The following is a 22417-nucleotide window of genomic DNA, read 5'->3' on the forward strand; positions in this document are numbered from 1 at the left end:
GAGTCGTCCGGTCGGCTGGCGGTAAGAGACGGGACTCGTTCGACGGGTCGTAACCGTCGCTTCTCTGCCACGGCATGGGCCGGATTCAGCCTGGGTCCCGTTCAAAACCCGTTCCGGCGGCACCCCAGAGGGCCGTTTGAGGAGAAATCGAACGATGTTTCCTGTGATTCGGCGCAATCTCGGCGTACTCGCCCTCGGTGCCACTTCTGTTCTCGTCCTGGCCGGCTGCGGTGAGAGCGCGGCGTCGAAATCGACCACGGCGTCGGACGGAAAGGGCGGCGACCCCTTGGTGATGGCCGCTGTCCCCGCCGAGAACTCCACGGACCTCAAGGCCTCCTACGCATCCGTGATCAAGATGCTGGAGAAGGAGACCGGCAAGACGATCACCTTCCAGAAGGCAACGAATTACGCGGCCGTCATCGAAGGCCAGCGCTCCGGCAAGATCCAGATCGCTGCGTACGGACCGTTCTCCTATGTCCAGGCCAAGAGTTCCGGTGTGAAGGCGACTCCGGTCGCCGCCGGTGTCGAGAACAAGGGCGACAAGCCCGGCTACCGTTCCTACGCCATCGTCAAGACGGGCTCCTCGATCAAGGATCTCAAGGGTTTCGCGGGCAAGAAGGTCTGCTTCGTCGACCCCAACTCGACCTCCGGCTACCTCTACCCGCGATCCGGGCTGCTGGACGCAGGAGTGGATGTGGAGAAGGGCATCACCCCGGTGATGGCCGGCGGCCACGACGCGTCGGTGCTCGCCGTCAAGAGCGGCCAGTGCGAGGCCGGGTTCGCCTACGACACCATGGTCGACAAGCAGCTGATCGAAAAGGGGCAGCTGAAGCAGGGCGAGATCACCACGGTGTGGAAGTCCGGCCTCATTCCCGGCTCCCCGGTGGCGATCAGTGACGATCTCGACGCCGAGCTCAAGCAGAAGATCACGAACGCCTTCCAGACCATGGCCAATGCCGACTATCTCAAGGCCAACGGCTATTGCACCGGCAGCGGCAAGTGCGAGGTCGACGACGCGGGCGACTGGGGTTACGCGACGGTCGGCGACGCGGACTACGACGGTGTCCGCAAGGTCTGCGAGGTCACCAAGGACAAGCAGTGCGTGGAGTCCTGACCTGCGCTTCGGGTTCCCGAGCGGAGAAACGCGCATAAAGCCACAGACCGGGATTGCGGTGCCACTCGGCTCCGCAATTCCGGTTTTGCCTACGGCAGTTCAGTTCATCGCAAGAGATCGAAAGAGTCGGAGCGCACCATGACCACGGACCATCTGCCCGAACCCGTCGTGCGATTCGAGGGCGTCAGCAAACATTTCGATTCCGAGGTTCGCGCCCTCGACGACGTCTCGCTCACCGTGCGGGCCGGGGAGATGGTCGTGCTGCTCGGTCTCTCGGGATCCGGCAAGTCGACCTTGCTGCGCCATGTCGACGGACTCCAGCAGGCGACCAGCGGCACGGTCACCGTCCTCGGCACCGATGTGGGCCGTGCCCGTGGAACGCAACTGCGCCGGCTGCGCCGCCGTATCGGCTTCGTCTTCCAGCAGTTCCATCTCGTCGGCAGTCTCACGGTGCTGGAGAACGTGTGCACCGGTGCGCTCGGCCGGCTCCGCGGCCCCCGTCTCGGGCTCCTCACCTACCCGCAGTCGGTGCGGCGCGAGGCGCTGCGTCACCTGGAGCGTGTGGGTCTGCTGGACCAGGCCTTCCAGCGGGCGGACACCCTCTCCGGCGGCCAGCAGCAGCGGGTGGCCGTAGCCCGGGCGCTGACGCAGCGACCCGAGATCCTGCTCGCCGACGAGCCGGTGGCCTCGCTCGACCCGGAGTCCTCGGCGCAGATCATGCGGCTGATCAAGGAGATCGGCGAGGAGGAGCGGCTCACCGTGCTGTGCAGCCTGCACCAGGTCGACCTGGCCCTCTCCTGGGGCCACCGGATCGTCGGCCTGCGGGCCGGCCGGGTGCTGATGGACAGTGCCGTCTCCGGTCTGACGCGGGACGAAGTGATGTCCGTGTACGCGGGGCCGGGTGCCGCGTCCCCGGCGGTCCTCGCGGCGACGGCGGGCTGAGCCCATGACCGTGTCGACCGCGGCCGCCCCGACGCCGCCCTCCCCCACCCCGACGAAGCGGCCCGCCGACGCCCGTCGGACGGTGCCCCGGCCCCGAGCGGGCGACCTCGCCGCGCTGCTCGTCATCGCCGCGCTGACCGCTTTCGCCTGCTGGGCCTTCGCCGACCTGCGCATCAACGCCGCCACCCTCGTCGACAGTGCCTCGAACGCGGCGGACTTCGCCGGACGGATGTTCCCGCTCGACTTCCCGCCCCCCGCCGAACTGCTGCGGCTGTGCGGGCAGACGATGGCCGTCGTCATGTGCGCGACGCTGCTGTCGGTGCTGCTCAGTGTCCCGGTGGCGGTGCTGGCCGCCGGCAACACCACCCCGCACCCGAGCGCCCGGTTCGCCGCGCGCGGTGTCATCGTGCTCGCCAGGGCCGTACCGGACGTGGTGCTGGCGATCGTCTTCTTCCGTGTCTTCGGACTCGGCGCGCTGACCGGCGTCCTCGCCATGGGCCTGCACTCGGTCGGCATGGTAGGCAAGATGTACGCCGACGCGATCGAGCAGATCGACGAGGGACCGCGGACCGCCGTGCGCGCCACCGGCGCCGGGCGTCTGCAGCAGCTGGTCTCCGGTGTGCTGCCGCAGGTGCTGCCCTCCCTGGTGGCCAACGCCCTGCACCGGCTGGACATCAATCTGCGGATCTCGGTCGTCCTCGGCTTCGTCGGCGTGAACGGCCTCGGCTTCGAGATCGCCGGGGCGCTGAACGCCCTGGACTACCGGCGGGGCATGGCACTGGCGCTGGTGGTCCTGGTGCTGTGCGTCCTGGTGGAGCTGGTCTCCGGCGCCATTCGCCGGGTGCTGCTGCGGAACGCCGGCACAGGCGGGCGGCGGACGCGGGCCAAGGGCGCCGCGTCCCAGTCTTCCGCCACTCGCCGGCCCGTCCTCGCCGCCGTGCCACGGGCGGCTGCGAGCGACAGGCCCGACCCGCACAACCCCGCTCAGTCGGTCCGCCCCGCAGTGGCACCCCGTATCAGCCCGCCATGGAATGCCCGCCGCGTCCGCCGGACCGTCTACTCGGCCGTGACCGTTCTCGCGCTGGTCGCCTCCGTGTGGGGGGCGGGCCTCGCACCGGAGCAGTTCTTCGGGGCACTGGGCAACCTCGGCGGCACGCTCGGGCTGTTCTGGCCGCCGCAGACCGGCGGCATTCTGCCGGACCTGCTGACCGACCTCTTCGACACCATCAAGATCGCCTTCGCGGCGACCCTGATCGGCGCGGTCCTGGCACTGCCCATCGGCGCGCTGGCCGCCCGCAATGTGGCACCGTCGCCCGCCACGGCCGCCGTGTTCCGCGTCGTGGTGGTGCTGGTCCGCGGGGTTCCGGAACTCGTGCTCGCCATCGTCTTCGTAGTGATCACCGGTCTGGGCGCGGTGGCCGGCGCACTGGCCCTCGGCGTCGGTGCGGTGGGGCTGCTCGGCAAGCTCGTCGCCGACTCCCTGGAGGAGGTCGACCCAGGAGTGGAGGCCGCGGTGCGTGCGACGGGTGCCGGGCGCCTGCAGGTCTTCTGCTCGGCGACGCTGCCGCAGGCCGCGCCCGCGTTCGTCGGGCACGTCCTCTACCAGCTCGACGTCAACATCCGCTCCGCGACCCTGCTGGGCATCGTCGGCGCGGGCGGAATCGGCTTCGACCTCCTGAACGCCTCGCGGGTGCTGGACTTCGGGGTGGTCACCACCGTGCTGCTGATGGTGTTCGCCACCGTGCTCGCCGTGGAGTTGCTGGCGGTGTGGCTGCGCCGGGTCGTCCGCTGACGGGCAGATGGAAATGGGCAGCCGATCAACCGACACCGCCATGGAATCCAAGGCGGAAGGCCGTCTCGAACCGCGAAACAACTGACACGGCTGTTCACACTCCCGGTCGGACACGTTGGTCGGCAGCAGGTTGTCCGGACGACTTGGCCGACGAGAGTTCCTCTTGTGAGTGCGACCAGGTATCTGGAAATCGCGGAGCAGTTGTCCGCCGAGCTGGCCGAGTGCCCCCGTGGCACCCGGGTCGCCAGCGAGGCGGAGATCGCCCGGCGGTTCGGCGTGGGCCGGGCCGCCGCACGGGCGGCCGTCCAGGAGTTGGAACGCCGGTTCGTCGTCCGCCGGACCCAGGGGTCGGGCACGTACGTCAACCGGCGCATCGACTACGTCATCTCGCGCAGCGCCCCGCCGTCGTGGTCCGCCACGATCTCGGCCGCCGGAGCCACGCCGCGGGCCCTGGTCAAGTCGGTGCGCAGGGTCCCCCTGCCCGCCGACCTCGCGGAACGGTTCGAGCGCCCCGCCGGCACAGCCGTGCACGAGGTGGAGCGCGAGTTCTACATCGACGACCTCCTCGCCTCCTGGGTCCATGAGTGGATCCCGGTGGACGAGGTGCCCGACCTGGATCTGGCGCTGCACGCCGTCGACTCCGTCGACCTGGTGCTCCGCCAGATGGTGCGGGTGCGGCCGACGCGGGCCTGGTGCCGGGTCAGCATCGACGTCCCGCCGGCGGAGGCCCTGCGTGCCCTGCGCATGGAGAGCAGCCTGCCCGCGTGGCTGGTGGAGAGCGTCAGCCGCGACGAGGCGGCCGGCAACGTCCTGATGTGCAGCCGTACCTGGACCCGCGCCGATGCCCTCCGCGTCGTGGTCGAGCTCGAGGAAGAGACCGCCGGCGACGCGACCGTCGCACCGCGGGGCGCTCCGACGCCACAGAAAGCGATCACCGCAAGCAACTGGGAGTAGTGGTGACACACGAGTTGAGCAGGGAGCAGCGCTGCGCCCTGCTGGCCGAGGCCGACAGGGCCGAACTGATCGAACTGGCCGACGCCTGTATCGCCGACGGCGCACAGGTACGGGTGCTGGTGGCACCCGAGGTCGGCTGTGTGACCGCGCAGGTCCGCGAACCGGTGCTGGAACAGAGGTTCCTGCTCGGTGACGTCCTGGCCTGCCGGGCGGAGGTGGAGCTCGCCGGCCGGCGCGGCTGGGCCATGCGCCTCGGTGACGATCGCGCGGCCGTACTGGCCGCCGCGCTGCTCGACGCCGAGGTGGAGGCCGGCCGGCCCCGGGCCGCCGATGTCGACCTGCTGTGCGAACGGGTCGCGAGCCGCCGGGAGCGGCGGGAGAGCCAGGAGTGGGCGGAACTCGCCCCGACCGTCGTCGAGTTCGAGGAGCTGACGTGACCGCCGTCGAAACCGTGCCGAGGCCCGCCTACGACGCCTTCGGTACCGCGGAGCTGGTGAGCGCGGCCAAGCTGCCTCCCGCCCAGGCGCAGGGTGTCTTCCGCGCCGTACTGGACGCGCTCGCGCGACCGGGCACGGTGACCCGTGTTCCCGCGGCCGTGGCGGCCGAGGTGCCGTCCGCATTGCTGCCGGTCCTCGCCCTGGCGGACCTCGGCACCGGCATCCGCGTCCTGGAGGAGGACGGCGCCGGGCTCTGGTCGGACGTGGTGAGCGTGGCGACCAACGCCCCCGTGGTGCCGCTGGAGCAGGCCCGGCTCGTCGCCGCCGTACGGCCCGTCGCGCCGGAGGAGATCCTGCGGCTGGCCCGGGGTGCGGCCGACACGCCGGAGGACGGCGCCGTGCTGTGCCTGCCCGTGTCCGCGCTGGAGGGCGGGCCGCGCACCTGGCGGCTGTCCGGGCCCGGCGTTCCGGGTGAGCGGGAAGTGGCGCCGGACGGCCTGCCGGACGGGTTCGTCGAGGCACGCGCCGAGGCCGTCGGCGGCTTCCCCGCCGGGGTCGATCTGATGCTCGCCGCACCCGACGGCAGCCTCATGGGCCTGCCGCGCAGCACCACCGTCACCTTCATCGCCGATGTCGTGTCCGAGGAGGAGAACTGATGGGGTACTCGGGAGCACGCGGAGGACTGGAGGCGATCCTCGCCGCCGAGGACCTCGTCCGCCGCAAGCGCGACCACGCGCCCGCGCCCTGGGCGTCCACCGAGCAGATCACGGCCCGTTTCCGGCTGGCCGTCGACCGGGTGATGGGCGAGGCCGGGCTCTACGACGAGCCGACCGCGGCCGCCGCCTTCCGCCAGGCCGAGGGCGACACCCTGGAAGCCTCGCACCTGCTGCGCGCCCAGCGGTCCACGCTGCCGCGGCTGGCGGTCAGCGAGCCCGTCGACCCGGGCGAGATGACCGTGCTGCGCCGTATCGTGCCGGCGTTCCGCGAGCCCGACGGACCGCAACTGCTGGGCCGTACCTCCGATTACACGGGCCGGCTGCTTGAGCAGCCCGCGGGCCCGCCGGAGCCCCGGCCCGAGGGTCCTGCGACCGTGGACACCGCCGAGCGCACCGACGAGCAGCGCAACCCGCGCCGGTTCCTCGACCTGCTGCGCAAGATGGAACTGGTCGCCGAGGGCCGGACCGGCGAGGACCCCGAGCCGCACGACATCACCCGCAGGCCCGCGCGGCCGCCCGCCGACAGGTCCGCCGTCCTGGCCGCCATGGCCCGCGCCGAGTCCGGTGCGCTGATGGCGCTCTGGTACCGCTCGATCCTCGGGCCTGACGGCGATGTGCACGAGATCACCCTGGGCGAGCTCAGGCACGGCCGGCTGCCGCTGCGCGTGCGCCACCCGCACACCCAGAACCCCGTCACCGTCGGCGAGTTCCGGGTCACCGAGGCCGAGGCCATCGAGGATCTGGACGGCGCGGAGGAGGACCGTACCCGCTTCGACATCGGCTACGGACTGTGCTTCGGGCACAACGAGCGCAAGGCGATCGCCATGGCCAACCTGGACGTCGCCAACCGTCGGTTCGGCCGCAGCGGTCCGTTGGAGCAGCTGCTCCTGCTCACCCTCGACGGCCTCGACTCGGGCGGCTTCCTGGAGCACCTGAAGCTCCCCCACTACGTCACCTTCCGCTCGATGACCGAGCGGAAGCAAGCCATGCGGGCCGCCGCCGACGCGGGCGAGGAACCGCCGGTGCGGGCCGCTCAGCCCGCAGGAAAGGACTGCCGATGAGCACGGCACACAAGGCCACTGTCGGTGCGCTCGTCGCCGAGGCGGACGCGGGCAGCCCGCCCACCGGGATCCTGGACGAGGACGCGAAGCGGGAGATCCGCCGGGCCACACTCGCCGCCGTCTGCGTGCCCGGCTACCAAGTCCCCTTCGGCTCCCGGGAGATGCCGGTGGCGCGCGGGTGGGGCTCGGGCGGGCTCCAGGTCACCCTGGGGGTGATCGGCGCCGGCGACACGGTGAAGGTGATCGACCAGGGCGACGACGCCGGCGTCAACGCCACCAACCTGCGCCGGATGATCGCGCAGACCACAGGGTGCGACGAGTCGGCCGACACCCGCGAGGCGACGGTCGTGCAGACCCGTCACCGCATCCCCGAGGAGGCACTCGGCGACGGGCACGTGGTGGTCTATCAGGTGCCGGTGCCCGAACCGCTGCGCGGTGTGCAGAAGTCGGTGGCCGAGTGCGCGCGGATGCACGCCGAGGGCGACTACTCCGCGATGTGGGTCAGCCTGTACGAGGACATCGTCCGCAACGGGATGATCACCGCGAGCACCGGCTACCCGGTGCTGGTCGGCGGCCGCTATGTGATGGCGACCAGCCCCATCCCCCGCTGGGACGTGCCGCGGCTGCACCGGGCCGAGCACCTGAACCTGTTCGGCGCCGGCCGCGAGAAGCGGATCTACGCGGTGCCGCCGCACACCGAGGTCCGGCCCCTCACCTTCGACGACGTGCCCTTCGAGGTCGAGCACGAGCCGGGCGGACGCTGCAAGTTCTGCGGCAGCGACGACGTCTACCTCGTCAACGCCGGTACCGAGGGCGCCTTCGCGTGCAGCGACACCGAGTGGTGTGCGCGGGTCCAGGCGGGGGACGCCGACATCGCCGCCCACCGGGACCGCGCTCCGCTGGCCCTGCTGCCCGATCCCCGGGCCCGCGCGGGACGCCGTAGCGCGCCCGAGGTCGGCCCGGCCACCGCGGACGAGGAAGCGGCGCCCGCGCGCAAGGCACCGGCGGGCGGGCCCGATTGGGCTCTGCGCGTCGACGGCATCGGCAAGGTGCACGGCGCGGGCGGCGCGGCCGCCGTACCCGGCACCGGCCCCGAGCACGGCACCGCGATCAGCCCGTCCACCGGTGCGGTGGTGGCCGCCTGGGACGTCTCCTTCGACGTGGCGCCCGGGGAAGCCCTGGGCCTCATCGGCGAGTCGGGCTCCGGAAAGTCCACTGTGCTGCGCTGTGTCATCGGCGACGAGCCGGCCACGGCCGGGCGGGTCCACCTGGCCACCGTGGACGGCGGCGGGTCCGAGGTGCTCTCGCTTCCGCCGGCCGTACGACGCCGGCTGCGGATCGACTCGATGGCCGTGGTCTACCAGGACCCGGCCGCCGGACTCGACCTGCGTGTCTCCGCCGGCGGCAACATCGCCGAGCGGCTGACCGCGGCGGGCTGGCGCGGCTATCACGCCATCCGGCGCCGCGCGGCCGAGCTCCTCGACCGGGTCGAGGTACCGCTGTCCCGCATGGACGACCCCGTGCACACCTTCTCCGGCGGCATGCGGCAGCGCGTGCAGATCGCCAAGGCCCTGGCCACCGAACCACCCGTGCTGCTGCTCGACGAGCCCACCACCGGGCTCGACGCCTCCGTCGCCGCCGGCGTGCTCGACCTGCTGCGCAGCCTGCTCGCCGAGCGGGACGTCGCCGCCGTGGTCGTCAGCCACGACTTCTCCGTGATCGAGGCACTGACCGACCGCACGCTCGTCATGCAGACGGGCCGGGTCGTCGAACAGGGCCTGACCGACCAGCTCTTCCACGATCCCCACCACCCCTACACCCAGCGGCTCGTCGCCGCCGCCCGGAGGTGAGCCCGGTGAGTACCCCTGCGTCCCAGGACGCCGTCCTCTGCGTACGCGCCCTGTCCAAGTCCTTCACCCTGCACAGCATCGACGGCCGGATCGTCCCGTCGCTGCACGGCGTCGACCTCGACGTGGCCACCGGTGAGCACGTCGCCCTCGCGGGCCCCAGCGGCGCCGGCAAGTCCTCGCTGCTGCGCTGCGTGTACCGCACGTACCTGCCGGACTCCGGTTCGGTACGGCTGCGTACGGCGGCCGGACCGGTCGAGCTGACCACGCTGCCCGACCGGGAGATGGCCCGGCTGCGCGGCCGGGAGTTCGGTTACGTCTCCCAGTTCCTCGCCGCCCCGCCGCGCACCGGCCCGCTGGAGGTGGTCGCCGCGACCGCCCGTCGGCGCGGGCTCGACCGGGCCGAGGCGCGGGAGGCCGGCGCGGACGCGCTGCGCCGGCTGAACCTCGACGAGACGCTCTGGGACGTCGACTGCAGTGTCCTGTCCGGCGGTGAGCGCCAGCGCGTGAACCTCGCCGCGGGCACGGTGCAGCCGCCCCGGCTGCTGCTGCTCGACGAGCCGGTCTCCGCGCTGGACCCGGCCAACCGGGAGGCCGCGCTGGAGCTGATCGACTCACTGGCCGGGCAGGGCGTCGCCGTGCTCGCCGTCTTCCACGACATGGACGCCATCCGGCAGTTGGCGTCCCGGGTGGTGTTCGTCAGGGACGGCCGGATCGCCCGGCAGGGCACTCCGGCCGAGATGCTGGAGGCGGCGGCATGAGCACGGGACTGGTGAGCAGAGGGCCGGCGCAGACGCCGGCCCAGGGCTGGACGCTGGGCGGTCCGCCCGCCGACTACGTGCTCGGGCACGTCCGGGCGGTCCTGCCGGACCGGGTCCTGGACGACGCCCTGGTGGCCGTACGCGACGGCCGCATCGCCGTCGTCGAACCGCACCCGGCCGGGGTGGAGGCCGACGTCGACGGGCAGGGCATGCTCTGTCTGCCCGGCCTCGTCGATGTGCACAGCGACGGTCTGGAGAAGGAGATGCTGCCCCGGCCCGGCGCCGAACTGCCTCTGGAGTTCGCGTTGTTGTCCTTCGAGGGCAAGCTGCGTGCGGCCGGAGTGACGACCGCGTTCCATGGCGCGGCGTTCGAGGAGAGCGGCGGACGCGGGGTGCGCCGGACCCTGGAGAACGCACGGCGGATCTGCGCGGTCGTGGCGGGCCGGGGCGACGAGGGCCTGGTGGACCACCGGATCCTGCACCGCCTGGACGTCCGTTGCCCGGAGGGCCTGACGGGGCTTCGGCAGCGGCTGGCGGAGACCGGCGGCGACGGGCCGATCCTGGTGTCGCACGAGGACCACACGCCGGGCCAGGGTCAGTACACGGACCGGGCCTATTACGAGCGGTATCTCGTCGGCACCCGCGGGATCACCGAGGACGAGGCCCGTGCCTACGTGGATCAGCTGATCGTGGAGCGGGACGGCCGGCTCGACGTCCGCGAGGAGGCGCTGGACTGGCTCGGTGAAGAGGCACGCGCGGGCCGGGTCCGGCTGCTCGGCCACGACCCCAGCTCGCCTCAGGAGATCGAGGAGCTGTGCGAACGGGGCGGCGCGGTCGCGGAGTTCCCCACCACCGTGGCGGCCGCGAAGGCCGCGCGTGAACACGGGATGCCGGTCGTGATGGGCGCGCCGAACGTCCTGCGAGGCCACTCGCACAACGGCAACGCCTCCGGCCGCGAGCTGGTCGCCGGGGGGCTGGTCACCGCGCTGGCCTCCGACTATCTGCCGTCGGGGCTGCTCGGGGCGGCGCTGCTGCTCGCCGAGGAGGGTCTCGCGCCGCTGCCCGAGGCGGTCGGCCTGGTCACCGGCGGTGCCGCGGAGGTCGCCGGGCTGCGGGACCGCGGGCGACTGGAGGCGGGTCTGCGGGCCGACCTGGTGCTGGCCGAACCTGGGCACCCCTGGCCGGTCGTGGCGGCCGTGCTGCGGGCGGCATCGGGGGGTGACGCGGCATGAACGGCCACATCCGCTGGCCGGTGCCCGAACCGGTGCTGCCGTCCGGCGTCCACGCGGCGCTGGCCGCGGCGACCCGGGCGGCCGTGCACGCCTTCCGGACCGCGCGCGAGACCTACGACCGGGCCGAGCTGGCCGAGAAGGTCCAGCAGGGCGCCGACGGGACGCCGACGATGCGGCTGGACATCCTGGTGGACACCGCGATCGCCGAGGTGGTGAACGCCCACCGGATCAACCTGCTCAGTGAGGAACTGGGGCACATCGACAACGGCTCCGCCGTCACGCTCGTCACCGACCCGGTGGACGGCACGGCGAACGCCGCCTCGGGTGTTCCGCTGTCCGCCTTCGCGGGCGTCGTCGCGGTGGACGGGGTGCCGACCGAGGCGCTGACCTGCTGGCTGGACACCGGGCGCTGCTGGCACACGGTGGCCGGGCAGCCGTCGCCGTATCGCACGAGCGGCCGAACCGAACTGGACGGCGCGGCAGTCAGCCTTCTGCGCCCGCAGCCGCACATCGCCGACGCGTGGTGGCGGGTGGCGACGCGGGCCGCCAGGATCCGCATCCTGTCGACGAGTTGTCTGGAAGCGGTGCTGGTGGCCGAGGGCTCGACGGACGCGTTCGCCGACGCCGGTTCCGACACGCACCGGATCGTGGACCTCGCGGCCGCGATGCTGACCGTGCCCGCGGCGGGCGGTGCGGTGATCGATGTGCACGGCCGTCCGCTGGAGATCGACCCCGACCTCACCCGTCGCTGGTCCGGCGTGGTCGCGGCGACCCCGCGGCTCGCGGAGGAACTCGCGGAGACGATCCGCACAACGGAGGAACGATGACCACCCACATCCCACGGAACCCGCTCACGGACGAGGAACTGACCGCGCTGATCGACGGCCTCGCGGGCCTGCCGTACGGCGGTGAGGCCGTCGACCAGCGGACGCACGCGCTGCAGACGGCGTGGCTGGCGGCGGACGCGGGCGCGGACGACGAACTGGTCGTCGCCGCGGCGCTCCACGACATCGGCCGCGCCCGGCCGGTACGGGCCGAACACCCGGGCCTGCCGCACGAGTTGGCGGGCGCCGCGTTCGCCCGACGCCGGCTGGGTGAGCGGGCGGCGTGGGTGATCGCCCAGCACGTGCCGGCCAAGCGCTACCTGGTGGCGACCGACCCTACGTACCGCGCTCTGCTCAGCCCGGTGTCCATCGCGTCCCTGAAGGCCCAGGGCGGTCCTATGGACGAGGGCGAGGTGACTCGGTTCGCGGCGCATCCGCTGGCCGGGGAGGCGGTGGCGCTGCGCCGCTGGGACGACGCGGCGAAGGACCCGGAGGGCCCGGTGCTGTCGATGCCGGCGCTGCTGGCGGCGCATGCCCGGTGCATCGCGGCTTGAGGCGTCTGAATGGTGGTGGGGGGGGGGGGGGGGTGGGGGTCCCCCCCCCCCCCCCCCCGCTCCGCGATCACCGTTGAGGCTGGGATGGCAGGGACCGAAGCCGCCGCTCAGCGCAGTACGGCCGCCAGCAGGTCTGTGCCCAGTGCCGTCAGGGCGGGCAGATCGAGGGCGTGACGGACGTAGCGACCGTGCCGGCGGGCCGTGAGCAGGCCCGCGCGGCGCAGCACGGCGAGGTGGCGGGAGACCTCCGGGGGTGAGAGTTCCCAGGTGTGGGCGAGCTCGCCGGTGGTGTGCGGGCCGCGGGCGAGGGTCCGCAGCAGCCGCAGCCGTACCGGATGCCCGAGTGCGTCAAGCCGTAGGGTGACCGCTTCCAGCGAGACCGGCTCTGCCGTGCTCCGCTCGGCCACGGGGTACTGCACCACCGGCTGCCACCCGGGCGTGTGGACCACCACGAGGTGCGGACTGCCGAAGACACTCGGGATGAAGGTGACCCCGCTGCCCTGGGCGGTGGTCGACTTGTCCTGCAGCTTGTCCACGATGATGCAGTCGTCGTCCGGTGCCAGCGTGACCGCGCCGGAGACCGATGCGAGCGCCGCCGCGATGCCCTGGCGCTTCAGCAGGTCGTTCTTCAGGCGCAGGTCGGTGGCGAGTTGGACGGCGACGCCCGTCCAGGTGGCGTCGAAGAAGGCCTCGGCACACCGTTCGAGGGTGTGGCGCACCCGCGCCCGCACAGCGGCCGGGTCCGCGAGCAGGCGTTCCGCGAACGCCTCCTGCCGGGCGCCGCGGGCCTGGGCCAGGTCGAGGGCCCGCTCGCGCGCGGTGGCGTCGGTGAGCGGTGACGGCGTCGCGAAGTGAGCCCGGTTGCCACCGCAGGTGGTGACGAGCGCGGCGGTCACATACGTCTCGTCGTCGATCCCGTCGACGTCGTCCAACTCCTCGGCGAGGGTCGGCCGCGGTCGTGCGGGGAACAGGAAGTCGGCCTGTGAGGAACGCCAGAGGAACTCCGACTCCCTGATCCGCTCGGCGAGTTCCGGCCCCAGCCCGACCCAGACTTCCGCGGCCCACTCGGCGAACTGCGGATGATGCCCGGGTTCGGCCAGCACGTGCAGCATCGCGGTCAGCTCGGCCAGCGGGGAGGCGGCGAACCGCAGCCGCTCGGGCGGCAGGCCGCTGATATCGATCCTCAAGGTCACCCTTCATCATCGCCGACCGGCGCGCCGACGCCGGCGTCGGTTGACGATGTCCGTCAACCGACGTGCCCGGCGGGCCGGCCGTACGCACCGTTTGACGCCATGACGACCGCCCTCAAGATCCGGCCCCGCGCCCTCGTCCGTGCCTCCGGTGGCCCCCGCTATGCCGTCGCCCTGGCCGTGGACGCGCTCGGCACCGGCCTGCTGCGCCCCTTTCTGCTGCTCTACGGCGTGCTGGTGCTGAAGCTGTCCGCGCCGGTCACCGGCATCGCCATGACGGTCGCCGTGGTCGCCGGTCTGGGATGCATGCCCGCGGTGGGCCGATGGCTGGACCGGGGCGCCCGCAGCACGGTCGTGGCGGCGTCGATGCTGGTGCGGGTGCTGGGCGTGGCGCTGCTGCTGGCCACCCCTGCCGGGCATGTCTGGCCGTTCGGGACGGCGGCGCTCTTCCTCGGCATCGGCAACCAGGCCTGGCCGGCCGCCCACGCGGCTCTCGTGGCCACCGTGTCCCACGGCCGGGACCGCGACGCCGCGCTCGCGGGAGGCCGCGCGCTGCGCAACGCCGGAATGGGCGTGGGCGCGCTCGTCGCCACCGCGTCCCTCGCGGGCGGCAGCGCCGCGCTGCAGGCGCTGGCCGCTGTCACCGGGCTCGCGTACCTCGTCGCGGCGGCCCTGGCATGGTCGGTCCAGCTGCGTGCGCGGCCGGCCGGCCTGGCGAAGGACGCGGACGCCGGGCCCGCCCCCCGGATGCGTGCGCTGCTGGCCGCCAACGTGGTCTACGTCTTCTGCCTCAACGTCCCCGAGATCGCGCTTCCGCTGGTCCTGGTGACGCAGTTGGACGCGTCTCCCATGTGGTCGGCGGCCATCTTCGTGGCCAACACGGTGCTGGTGGTCACCTTGCAGGTTCCGGTCACCGTCGCGCTGTCCCGCTTCTCCCGGCGGACCGTGCTGGCTCTCGCCGGTGTGGTCCTCGCCGCTTCCTATCTCGGTTTCCTCGCGGCCACATCGCTGGGACCGGGCCGGGGTGCAGCGGCCGTCGCCGCGGTGTCCGTGCTCTGCACCGTCGGCGAGATCGTCTACGCCGGCAGTGCGACCGCGCTCGTCACCGCCCTCGTCCCGCCCCATGTCCTGGGTCGTACGCTCGCCCGCTTCGAACTGTCCACCGGCTTCGGCCTCGCCGTCTCCCCCGTCGTCATCACCTCTCTCGCACCCCACGGCCCGACCGCCCTCTGGGGCAGCCTCGCCACCGCGACGCTCCTCTCCGCCTCCGCCGTGGCCACCGAGAAGGACCGGGCAACGCGACTGAGCGGCGACTGAGGCCGGGCACCAACAGGTTCGCGAGTCGGCGGCCGTCCGCTCACGGCCGCCGATCCGGCTCCCTGAACTCGGCCGTGGTGTCCGCCGCGTCCTGCCGTGCGGGTGCGATCTCCAGCAGGGAGAGGGCGAGGACCGCTCGGTCGTCCTCGTCGGAAGCGGCCGACCAGCGTTCCGCGTCGGTCCGTACGAACGACACGACCGCTTCCGGGTCGGGTGCGCGCTCGCCGCCGAACCGTTCGCCCAGCCGTTGCAGGACCGGGTAGAAGACGCCCTCCGCGTCGCGTGCCTCGCTGACCCCGTCCGTGTGCAGGACCAGCACCTCCGACGGATCCAGCAGGTGCACCGTCGTGTCGTCCCCGCCGGGCGCCAGCCCGCCCAGCCCCAGCGGCAGTCCGGGCGCGGTGACCAGTCGCCGGGCGCCCTGCGGGCCGACCACCAGGGGTGCGGGGTGGCCACGGTCGACGATCCTCACTTCGCCGCCGCCTGGCGGGAACTCCAGCACCAGGGCGGTCACGAAGAGCTCCGGGTCGCCGCCGTCGCCGGCCGGGCTGTTGCGGGCGATGCTGAGTTCCAGCCGTCCGGCCAGGCTGCTGAGGCTCTGCCATTCGTGCGCCGAGACCCGGAAGCTGCCCAGTACCGCCGCGACCGTCTGGACCGCGTCCAGCCCCTTGCCGCGGACGTCGCCGATGATCGCCCGCACTCCGAAGGGCGTCTCGCACACGTCGTACAGGTCGCCGCCGACGAGGGTGCCGCCCTCCCCCGCTTCGTAGAACCCGGCGGCGCGTACCGGACCGAGCCTGCGCGGTACGGGGCGCAGCAAGGTCCGCTGCATGGCCTCCGCCACCGAGTTGGCCCGGATCAGATGCTGCCGGGTTCGCTCCCGCTGGCGGGCCAGGGCGACGCTGGCGGGCCAGGGCGACGCTGGCGATGCCGATGAGCGCCGTGGCGATGTAGACGGCGACATGGTGCTGCTCGTCGAAGTGGCCGGGGCGGCGGGCGGCCATCCACATCTGCAGTGCCAGGCACACCACGGCCGACAGGGCGGTGCCGCGCGGACCACGGGTCGCGGCGGCCAGGGGCGGTACGGCGATGAGCATGAAGCTTACCGGCTCGCGGCCGTGGACGATGAATTCGGCGGCCAGGTCGACGATCACGGCGGCCAGCGGCAGCCACCACACCCACCCGCGTACCGACGGGGGCCGCAGTTCGGGGCGCACGCTCGGGCCGGTCACGGCGCGCCCCGGTCTCCGTGCCCGGATCTCGTGGTGCCGGCGGCCGATGTGCCGGGCGGTGCCTGACTGATCGCGGCGGGCAGCTCGGCCTCGACACGGGTGAGCTGGCGGGTGAGGCTGCGCAGCCACACGTCGAGGTCGACCAGCGCGGGCAGCGGCAGTTCGGTCGGTTCCGAGGGCATGTGCCGTGTCCGCTGCGGCGGCGGGCGCACGCCGTCGCACAGGGCGGCGAGCCGTTCGGCGGTCTCCGCGAGCGCGCGGGCGCCGGTCCGTACCCGGTCGGCGGCCTCCTGGGGCAGGGCGGTCGTGGACAGGTCGAAACGGGGCAGCCACTGGGCGCCGAGCAGGATCTGGTTGGTCGCGATGAGCAAGGCATGCCAGTCGGCGCGGACGGGCGCGTCGCTCCTCGGTTCACTGCGGAACTGGGCATAGGCGGACTCCGCGAGATGCAGCCGGTGCAGGACACGGAACGTGGACGGGGTCGGGACCGAACCCGGTGGCACGGCGGTCAGCACGCCGACGGTGCCCTTGATCAGCGGGCCGCACTCCCGCAGCAGCCCCGCCATGGTGCGGCGCACTTCCCTGCGGGCGCCGGCCGGCCAGGCGAGTGTCGCGCACAGCAGACCGATGGCGCTGCCGGTCACCACGTCCACGATCCGTGCCTCGGCCAGTCGCCAGGAGGACGGGGCGATCTGGGCGAACGCGGTGGACACCACCAGCGTGAACAGGGCCTGCGCCCAGGCGATGCCGAGCAGCGGCCCGAGCGAGAAGGCGATCAGCATGGCGGGCGCGAGGATCGCGGCGTAGGCCTCGGTGTGCCGGCCGAGGCCGACGAGCAGCGCGCCCGCAGCGACGGCGCCCACGAGGTTGCCGGTGACGGCCTGGCGGATGGCCGCCCAGGTCTCCCCCATCGTGGTCCGGCTCAGCGTGAGCACCGCGAGGAGCACCCAGAAGCCGTGGGTCAGATCGAGCGAACCGGCGACCAGCCGTGCGGCGGCCAGGGCCACGGCGATCCGCAGGGCGTTCTGGCACTGGACCGAGCTCAGCGTCAGGTTGCCCTTGATCCGCCGCGCCCATAGCCGGATCGTGGGCGCCTGGGTGTACCAGAAGAGCTCGCGCGGCTCGATCGGCGCGGTGCGCCGCCCCTCCAGGCCGACCCGTACGGCGATCTCCAGGATGCGCACCGACTCCGCGACGGCCAGCAGCGCCGCCTGCCGGCGCAGCACCGTCACCGGCGGTACCTCGTCGGCCGGGCCCGTCACCTGTCGGACCCGCGTCTGCTGGAAGGCGTCGATGGCCTTGTCCATCCGTTGCGGACCGGGAGCGGCGCGGCCCGTGTGCAGAGCGGCGACCGTCCTGTCGCACAAGGACACCACCTCCTTCAGCAGCGACCCGGAGGCCCGATCGGTACGGCCCCGGCCGCTGGCGGGTTCGCCCGCTCGGGCGCCGTATTGGACGAGTTCACGGAACTCGCCGGTCTCGGTGAGATGGGCCAGTTGTTCGAGCAGGCGCCGGGCGGCGGCCCCCGCCTGGGAGAGGCCGCGGACCGCGCGGCCCGCTCCCGCCGGGCGCTCCGCGGGCGGGATGTTGGACAGCCGCAGCCGCGCGCCCGCCTCCCGCAGGGCCTTGGGAGACAAGCCGGTACGCCCGGCGATGGTGTCTCTTGCCGTCGTGAGAGCCTCGGCAAGGGTGGTGCGGTAGGTCGGGTCCGGCGGCTGTGGCAGCAGGAACAGCTCGCACAGGGCCAGCACCACCACGCCGAAGGTGAGCCCCGCGAGCCGCAGCCCTAGGGTGTCGGGTGCGTACGGCGGGAAGCAGGCCAGGATGTAGAAGAGCTGGAGTCCCGGCGCCGCGCCGGCCGGACGTGGGCCCGCGATCGACGCGAAGGCGAGCAGGAAGCCCACGGCGAGCATGCCGAGCACGGCCGCCCAGGTCGTCACCGCCAGTACGGTTCCGAGGGCCACCAGGAGCAGGCCGACGGGCAGCGCCTTCAGCATCACCTCGGCCCGTCGCCGCCCGGATCCGGGGATCGGGGACAGCAGGCCGAGGGAGATCGGCGCGAACAGGGAGTACAGCGCCAGCACCGGTTCGTCGAGCCCGTACACGAAGGTGTAGAACCCCGTGGCCGCGGCGAGGGTCACCCGCACCGACCGGTGCAGGATCGCCGTCCGTTCCGCCCGGCCCTTCACGGCACACGCCCGCCGCGTGGCGCCCGTGTGCCGAGCGGCGGGACTCTGCCGAGGACGACGAGCCGGTGGCGTACGGCCATGACGACCAGGGCAGCCGCCAGGAGCACCACTCCCGAGAACCGCAGGATGGCGTCGTACGCGGCCTCGGGCGAGCGCTCCGGCACCATCGCGGTGATCGCGGTCGCGGCGCCGGCCAGCGCGACTCCGCCCAGCGTGACCAGGAAGGTCAGCAGCACGCCCGAGGCCTCGCCGGCCCGTTCGGGCGACACGACCTGCTGGGTGGCCACGCTGGCAAACGTCCAGCCGAGACCGAGGCCCAGCCCGCACCAGGCGAACACCGGAACGTACAGCCACCAGGCCGTGACACTGCTGAGCGCGAACAGGCCGGTGCCGGCGATCGCTCCGGCCAGTGCCATCACCGCCGTCGGCCGCAGGCGCCCGGACAGCCGTGCGCCGAGCGGTCCGCTGAGTGCCACGAGCACGGCCGGTGCCAGGAACACCACGCCGGCGTCGAGTGGTGACAGTCCCCGCACCTGTTGGAGGTACAGCGTCGACACGAAGACGGTGACGGCGTAGGCCATGTTGGTGACGGTTCCCGAGCCCGTCACCAGGACGTAGGACGTGTTGCGGAACAGCCGCAGATCGATGAGGGGATGCCGGGCACGCCGTTCCCGCCACAGGAACAGCGCGCCCGCGACGGCGGCGATCGCCAGCAGGGTGAGCGTGCGGGCGTGGTCCCAGCCCCAGACGCTGCCGCGCTCGACGGCCAGCGTGAGCGCCGCCAGGGCGCACACGACGGTCAGGCCACCGGCCAGGTCGAGTTGGCGTGGGGCGGTCGGATCCCGGGAGTCGGGGACATACCGGTACGCCACGACCAGCGCGAGCAGGCTCAGCGGTGCGAGGAGCCAGAAGATCCAGCGCCAGCCGGGCCCTTCGGTGAAGCCGCCGCCCACGAACGGCCCCAGTGCCGTGCCCACGTTGGCGATCCCGAACGCCGCTCCCAGGGCGCGTGCCCGGGTCGTGTCCCCGAAGGCGTTGGAGATGACGGAGACCGACACCGGGAACACGAATCCCGCGCCGACGCCCTGCACGATCCGTGCCACGACGAGCGTCCAGAGGTCCGGCGCGAGCGCACAGCCGACCGACCCGGCCGCGAACAGCGCCGTCCCGCCGAGCAGGGCGCCCCTCCGGCCGAAGACATCGCCGACCCGGCCGCCCACGATGAAGCAGCAGCCGATGGAGAGCATGTACGCCGAAAGCGTCCACTGGGCGGTCGACGCCGTGACATCGAACTCGTCGGCGATCCCGGGGACGGCCAGGTTCAGCGCGAAGAAATCCAACTGGATGCAGAACAGGGCAACCGCGACCGCGATGAAGGCTCCTGTCCGCGCGGCCTGCGAAGACTCAGCGCGCATGAGCACGTTCCTCTCGTGCCGACGCGCCGCCGCGGCGTCGTGGTCGGGCCGGGCAGGCGATCCACTGCCCATTGTCGGCCGACCCTGTGGGGACCGCAGCCCGACGATTGCCTACGGCAGGATGGAGTCGACGTAGCCGCCGTCCACGCGCACCGCGCCGCCGGTGGTGGCCGAGGCCTGGTCGGAGCTGAGGTAGACCACCATGTTGGCGATCTCCTCCGGTTCGATCAGGCGCTGCAGCAGGCTCTGCGGCCGGTGCTCACGCATGAAGGCACGCTGGGCCTCGTCCCAGGGCAGGTCGCGGTCGACGAGTTCGTAGACGAAGTCCTCCACGCCGCCCGTGTGGGTGGGCCCGGCGATGACGGAGTTCACGGTCACCCCCGTGCCGGCCGCCTGCTTGGCGAAGCCCCGGCTGACGGCGAGCAGCGCGGTCTTGGACATGCCGTAGTGGATCATCTCCGCCGGAGTCACGATCGCCGAGTCGCTGGAGATGTACTGCACCCGTCCCCAGCCGCGTTCGGCCATGCCCGGCAGGAACATCCGCGTGAGCCGTACGGCGGTCAGCACGTTCACCTCGAAGTAGCGCCGCCACTCCTCGTCGGTGATCTGGAGTGGGTCGGCGCTGCCGAAGATGCCGAGGTTGTTGACGAGGATGTCCACGTCCGGCACCGTCTCGGCCACGCGGTCCGCGCCCTCCTGCGTGGTGACGTCCGCCGGCACCGGCACCCACTCGGCGCCGGGCACCTCCCGGGCCAGCTCGGCGACACTCTGCTCCACCCGTTGCGGATTGCGCCCGTTGACGCCCACTCGGGCCCCGGCGCGGGCCAGACCGACGGCGATCGCCGCGCCGATGCCCTGGGTGGAACCGGTGACCAGTGCGGTACGGCCCTTCAGATCGATCTGCATGCCTGGCAGCCCCTTTCGCGTGCGGATGTGATCGAGGAGTACCCGGGAGATTGATTGCGTACGCGCGCTATGCGCAATCGCAGTCATTTTCTTCGCGCAATCAACTGAGGCGCCTGAGTGGGTGTTCTCCCGCTCGGGACGCCCTAGGTGCTTCCGGGTTTCGCGGGCACGCAGATGTACGCCAGGACTGCCGCGGTCAGATAGGCGAACGCGCCGATCCCCATGCTGATGCGCAGCCCGGTGCCGTGGTCGACGGCCGTGGCGAGCAGGCTGCCGCCGAGTGCCACACCGGTGGCGCTGCCGATCTGGCGGGTGGTGTTGAACAGGGCGGAGGCGGTGCCCGAGTAGGCCGGAGGCGCGGCACCTATCACGGTGGCGGTCGAGCCGGTGAGGGCGAAGGAGGTGCCGAATCCCGCGGCCATCATCGGGGCCACCAGCAGCGCGTAGGCGGGGTCGGCTCCCGCCGCGGCCCAGCCTGCCAGTCCCAGGGCGGCCAGGAGCATGCCGGAGATCACCAGCGGACGGTCGCCGGAGCGACGGGTCAGCCGTCCGGACACAACGGAGGCGAACATGGTCATCGCCACCGCCGGGAACAGCGCGAGACCGGTCTCGAGGGCGCTGTAGCCGCGCTCGTGCTGGAAGTCCAGGCTGGCGGTGAACACCATGCCGTAGAAGCCGAAGTTGAACAGCAGCCCGATGGCGGCCCCGCCGCTCATCGCGCGTGAGCGCAGCAGGTTCAACGGTAGGACGGGCGACCGGGCGAGCCACTCACGCACCGCGAACGCCGCGACGGCCAGTACCGCCAGGCCCAGCCCCGCGAGCACGGCCGGATCGGACCAGCCCCGCCGCCCGGCCTCGTTCAGCCCCGCCGTGAGCAGGGCCACCGCCGCCACGACCGCGCACTGCGCCGGCCAGTCCAGGGCGCGGTCGGCGCGCCGGGGTGAGGGTGCCACGTGCCGCAGCGTCAGGGCGAGACAGGCCGCGCCGACGGGCAGGTTGATGAGGAACACCCAGCGCCAGCCCACCGTGGAGACGAGCAGCCCTCCCAGCAGCGGGCCGGCCGAGGCCGCGATGCCCGCCATCGAACCCCACAGCCCGAAGGCCCGTGCGCGTGCGGCGGATGCCGGGTAGGCCTGCTGGAGCAGAGCGAGGGATCCGGGCACGATCAGTGCCGCGCCGAGTCCCTCCAGGAGGCGGGCCACCACGAGGAATGGGGAGTTGGGCGCCAGGGCGCACGCGGCCGAGGACACCGTGAACACGGCCACGCCCGAGCAGAAGACCCGGCGGTTGCCCAACCGGTCGCCCAGCGCACCACCGGTCAGCAGGAATCCGGCGAAGACCAGCGTGTACCCGTCGGTGATCCACTGGATGCCGGTGAGGGAGGCCGACAGCTCCCGGCCGATCACCGGCACGGCGACGTTGATGACCGTCACGTCCAGGATCACCATGAAGTACCCGGCGCAGACGGCCAGCAGCGGTGCCCAGGACCGGCGTTCGGGCTCAGGGGCGGGCTCGGAGGAGGGCAATGGTTCGAGTCCTGTAAATCCTTTAAGTCCTGTGAGTCCTATATCGACGGCCACAGTAGAGGATCTACAGGGCATCGCGATGGATGGCTCCCTGGCGCGAACGCTTGAGGCCGAGGTGACAAGTAGAGGGTGTGACCGTGCTCGACGGTCACGGGGGGGTCCCATGACATCGGAATCGACACGACCGTCGGAGCGGGACGGCGATGATGCGCCGGCCCGCGCCACGCACGACCCGGCGGCCTTCGAAGCGCTGGTCACCCACCACTCGGTGGCGCTGCACGGATATCTGCCGCGCCGGGCACCCACCGTCGCCGACGATCTACTCTCCGAGGTCTGACTCCCGGCCTACGCGAGCCGCGGCACCTCAAGCTACCGGAGCATGGCGTGCGGCCGAACCCGGCCGGTCGG

At 72.5% G+C, this 22417-nt stretch carries 20 protein-coding genes; 14 read left to right on the forward strand and 6 right to left on the reverse strand.

Annotation, left to right across the window (positions count from 1 at the left end; all coding sequences use genetic code 11):
- The first annotated feature begins 154 nt into the window (after positions 1-154).
- The 12 genes from ACFQ6S_RS07995 (at position 155) to ACFQ6S_RS08050 (ending at position 12234) form a co-directional block, all read left to right on the forward strand.
- A complete protein-coding gene (locus ACFQ6S_RS07995; protein ID WP_383404939.1) occupies positions 155-1114 on the forward strand; it encodes a phosphate/phosphite/phosphonate ABC transporter substrate-binding protein in 960 nt (319 codons plus the stop codon).
- Between the two features lie 138 nt (positions 1115-1252).
- A complete protein-coding gene (gene phnC, locus ACFQ6S_RS08000; protein WP_383404941.1) occupies positions 1253-2056 on the forward strand; it encodes a phosphonate ABC transporter ATP-binding protein in 804 nt (267 codons plus the stop codon).
- A gap of 4 nt (positions 2057-2060) precedes the next feature.
- Positions 2061-3848, forward strand: coding sequence for a phosphonate ABC transporter, permease protein PhnE (gene phnE / locus ACFQ6S_RS08005; protein ID WP_383404943.1), 1788 nt, complete (start codon positions 2061-2063; stop codon positions 3846-3848).
- Positions 3849-4013: 165 nt separating this feature from the next.
- Entirely contained in the window at positions 4014-4802 is a 789-nt protein-coding gene (locus ACFQ6S_RS08010) for a GntR family transcriptional regulator (protein ID WP_383404945.1), read from the forward strand.
- 2 nt (positions 4803-4804) lie between these two features.
- Entirely contained in the window at positions 4805-5239 is a 435-nt protein-coding gene (locus ACFQ6S_RS08015; RefSeq protein ID WP_383404947.1) for a phosphonate C-P lyase system protein PhnG, read from the forward strand.
- Positions 5236-5895: a phosphonate C-P lyase system protein PhnH gene (gene phnH, locus ACFQ6S_RS08020; protein WP_383404949.1), complete on the forward strand. Its 660-nt coding sequence runs from the start codon at positions 5236-5238 to the stop codon at positions 5893-5895. Before ACFQ6S_RS08015 ends, phnH begins: the two co-directional genes overlap by 4 nt.
- Complete coding sequence (locus ACFQ6S_RS08025; RefSeq protein ID WP_383404951.1) at positions 5895-7016, forward strand: carbon-phosphorus lyase complex subunit PhnI; 1122 nt, start codon at positions 5895-5897, stop codon at positions 7014-7016. Before phnH ends, ACFQ6S_RS08025 begins: the two co-directional genes overlap by 1 nt.
- Positions 7013-8866, forward strand: coding sequence for an alpha-D-ribose 1-methylphosphonate 5-phosphate C-P-lyase PhnJ (locus tag ACFQ6S_RS08030; RefSeq protein WP_383404953.1), 1854 nt, complete (start codon positions 7013-7015; stop codon positions 8864-8866). The genes ACFQ6S_RS08025 and ACFQ6S_RS08030 overlap by 4 nt, the downstream gene beginning before the upstream one ends.
- A 5-nt stretch (positions 8867-8871) precedes the next feature.
- Positions 8872-9624 carry a phosphonate C-P lyase system protein PhnL gene (locus tag ACFQ6S_RS08035; protein ID WP_383404955.1) on the forward strand — a complete coding sequence of 251 codons (753 nt, stop codon included), beginning with the start codon at positions 8872-8874 and terminating at the stop codon, positions 9622-9624.
- Entirely contained in the window at positions 9621-10856 is a 1236-nt protein-coding gene (locus ACFQ6S_RS08040) for an alpha-D-ribose 1-methylphosphonate 5-triphosphate diphosphatase (protein ID WP_383404957.1), read from the forward strand. Before ACFQ6S_RS08035 ends, ACFQ6S_RS08040 begins: the two co-directional genes overlap by 4 nt.
- The gene (locus tag ACFQ6S_RS08045) at positions 10853-11683 is read left to right on the forward strand and encodes an inositol monophosphatase family protein (RefSeq protein WP_383404959.1); all 831 of its coding nucleotides are present in this window, start codon (positions 10853-10855) and stop codon (positions 11681-11683) included. The genes ACFQ6S_RS08040 and ACFQ6S_RS08045 overlap by 4 nt, the downstream gene beginning before the upstream one ends.
- On the forward strand, positions 11680-12234 hold the full coding sequence (locus ACFQ6S_RS08050; protein WP_383404961.1) for an HD domain-containing protein: 555 nt from the start codon (positions 11680-11682) through the stop codon (positions 12232-12234). Before ACFQ6S_RS08045 ends, ACFQ6S_RS08050 begins: the two co-directional genes overlap by 4 nt.
- A gap of 107 nt (positions 12235-12341) precedes the next feature.
- Here the strand turns inward: ACFQ6S_RS08050 and ACFQ6S_RS08055 are convergent, their stop codons facing one another.
- Positions 12342-13427 carry a DUF5937 family protein gene (locus ACFQ6S_RS08055; protein WP_383404963.1) on the reverse strand — a complete coding sequence of 362 codons (1086 nt, stop codon included), beginning with the start codon at positions 13425-13427 and terminating at the stop codon, positions 12342-12344.
- A 99-nt stretch (positions 13428-13526) separates the two neighbouring features.
- Here ACFQ6S_RS08055 and ACFQ6S_RS08060 point away from each other — a divergent pair, with 99 nt between their 5' ends.
- Complete coding sequence (locus ACFQ6S_RS08060; RefSeq protein ID WP_383404965.1) at positions 13527-14741, forward strand: MFS transporter; 1215 nt, start codon at positions 13527-13529, stop codon at positions 14739-14741.
- Between the two features lie 40 nt (positions 14742-14781).
- Here ACFQ6S_RS08060 and ACFQ6S_RS08065 read toward each other — a convergent pair whose 3' ends face one another.
- From ACFQ6S_RS08065 to ACFQ6S_RS08085, 5 genes are all read right to left on the reverse strand, one after another.
- Positions 14782-15573: a PP2C family protein-serine/threonine phosphatase gene (locus ACFQ6S_RS08065; RefSeq protein ID WP_383404967.1), complete on the reverse strand. Its 792-nt coding sequence runs from the start codon at positions 15571-15573 to the stop codon at positions 14782-14784.
- Between the two features lie 396 nt (positions 15574-15969).
- Positions 15970-18162 (reverse strand): FUSC family protein, encoded by a 2193-nt coding sequence (locus ACFQ6S_RS08070; RefSeq protein ID WP_383404969.1) that lies wholly within the window; start codon positions 18160-18162, stop codon positions 15970-15972.
- The gene (locus ACFQ6S_RS08075; protein WP_383404971.1) at positions 18159-19577 is read right to left on the reverse strand and encodes an MFS transporter; all 1419 of its coding nucleotides are present in this window, start codon (positions 19575-19577) and stop codon (positions 18159-18161) included. The genes ACFQ6S_RS08070 and ACFQ6S_RS08075 overlap by 4 nt, the downstream gene beginning before the upstream one ends.
- 111 nt (positions 19578-19688) lie before the next feature.
- The gene (locus ACFQ6S_RS08080) at positions 19689-20483 is read right to left on the reverse strand and encodes an SDR family NAD(P)-dependent oxidoreductase (protein ID WP_383404973.1); all 795 of its coding nucleotides are present in this window, start codon (positions 20481-20483) and stop codon (positions 19689-19691) included.
- A gap of 143 nt (positions 20484-20626) precedes the next feature.
- Positions 20627-22009 carry an MFS transporter gene (locus ACFQ6S_RS08085; RefSeq protein WP_383404975.1) on the reverse strand — a complete coding sequence of 461 codons (1383 nt, stop codon included), beginning with the start codon at positions 22007-22009 and terminating at the stop codon, positions 20627-20629.
- A 163-nt stretch (positions 22010-22172) separates the two neighbouring features.
- Between ACFQ6S_RS08085 and ACFQ6S_RS08090 the strand changes: the two genes are divergently transcribed.
- Positions 22173-22346 carry a hypothetical protein gene (locus ACFQ6S_RS08090; RefSeq protein ID WP_383404977.1) on the forward strand — a complete coding sequence of 58 codons (174 nt, stop codon included), beginning with the start codon at positions 22173-22175 and terminating at the stop codon, positions 22344-22346.
- The last annotated feature ends 71 nt before the right edge of the window (positions 22347-22417 follow it).

It is taken from the genome of Streptomyces sp. NPDC056479 (genome assembly GCF_042795335.1).
Classification (GTDB): domain Bacteria; phylum Actinomycetota; class Actinomycetes; order Streptomycetales; family Streptomycetaceae; genus Streptomyces.

What these genes read in the sequence shown, in the direction of transcription:
- ACFQ6S_RS08065 (WP_383404967.1), bottom strand. Translation starts at nt 15,573, where the DNA reads ATGCAGCGGACCTTGCTGCGCCCCGTACCGCGCAGGCTCGGTCCGGTA.
- ACFQ6S_RS08075 (WP_383404971.1), bottom strand. Translation starts at nt 19,577, where the DNA reads ATGCGCGCTGAGTCTTCGCAGGCCGCGCGGACAGGAGCCTTCATCGCG.
- ACFQ6S_RS08060 (WP_383404965.1), top strand. Translation starts at nt 13,527, where the DNA reads ATGACGACCGCCCTCAAGATCCGGCCCCGCGCCCTCGTCCGTGCCTCC.
- ACFQ6S_RS08080 (WP_383404973.1), bottom strand. Translation starts at nt 20,483, where the DNA reads ATGCAGATCGATCTGAAGGGCCGTACCGCACTGGTCACCGGTTCCACC.
- ACFQ6S_RS08030 (WP_383404953.1), top strand. Translation starts at nt 7,013, where the DNA reads ATGAGCACGGCACACAAGGCCACTGTCGGTGCGCTCGTCGCCGAGGCG.
- ACFQ6S_RS08090 (WP_383404977.1), top strand. Translation starts at nt 22,173, where the DNA reads ATGACATCGGAATCGACACGACCGTCGGAGCGGGACGGCGATGATGCG.
- ACFQ6S_RS08025 (WP_383404951.1), top strand. Translation starts at nt 5,895, where the DNA reads ATGGGGTACTCGGGAGCACGCGGAGGACTGGAGGCGATCCTCGCCGCC.
- phnC (WP_383404941.1), top strand. Translation starts at nt 1,253, where the DNA reads ATGACCACGGACCATCTGCCCGAACCCGTCGTGCGATTCGAGGGCGTC.
- ACFQ6S_RS08040 (WP_383404957.1), top strand. Translation starts at nt 9,621, where the DNA reads ATGAGCACGGGACTGGTGAGCAGAGGGCCGGCGCAGACGCCGGCCCAG.
- ACFQ6S_RS07995 (WP_383404939.1), top strand. Translation starts at nt 155, where the DNA reads ATGTTTCCTGTGATTCGGCGCAATCTCGGCGTACTCGCCCTCGGTGCC.
- ACFQ6S_RS08050 (WP_383404961.1), top strand. Translation starts at nt 11,680, where the DNA reads ATGACCACCCACATCCCACGGAACCCGCTCACGGACGAGGAACTGACC.
- ACFQ6S_RS08045 (WP_383404959.1), top strand. Translation starts at nt 10,853, where the DNA reads ATGAACGGCCACATCCGCTGGCCGGTGCCCGAACCGGTGCTGCCGTCC.
- phnE (WP_383404943.1), top strand. Translation starts at nt 2,061, where the DNA reads ATGACCGTGTCGACCGCGGCCGCCCCGACGCCGCCCTCCCCCACCCCG.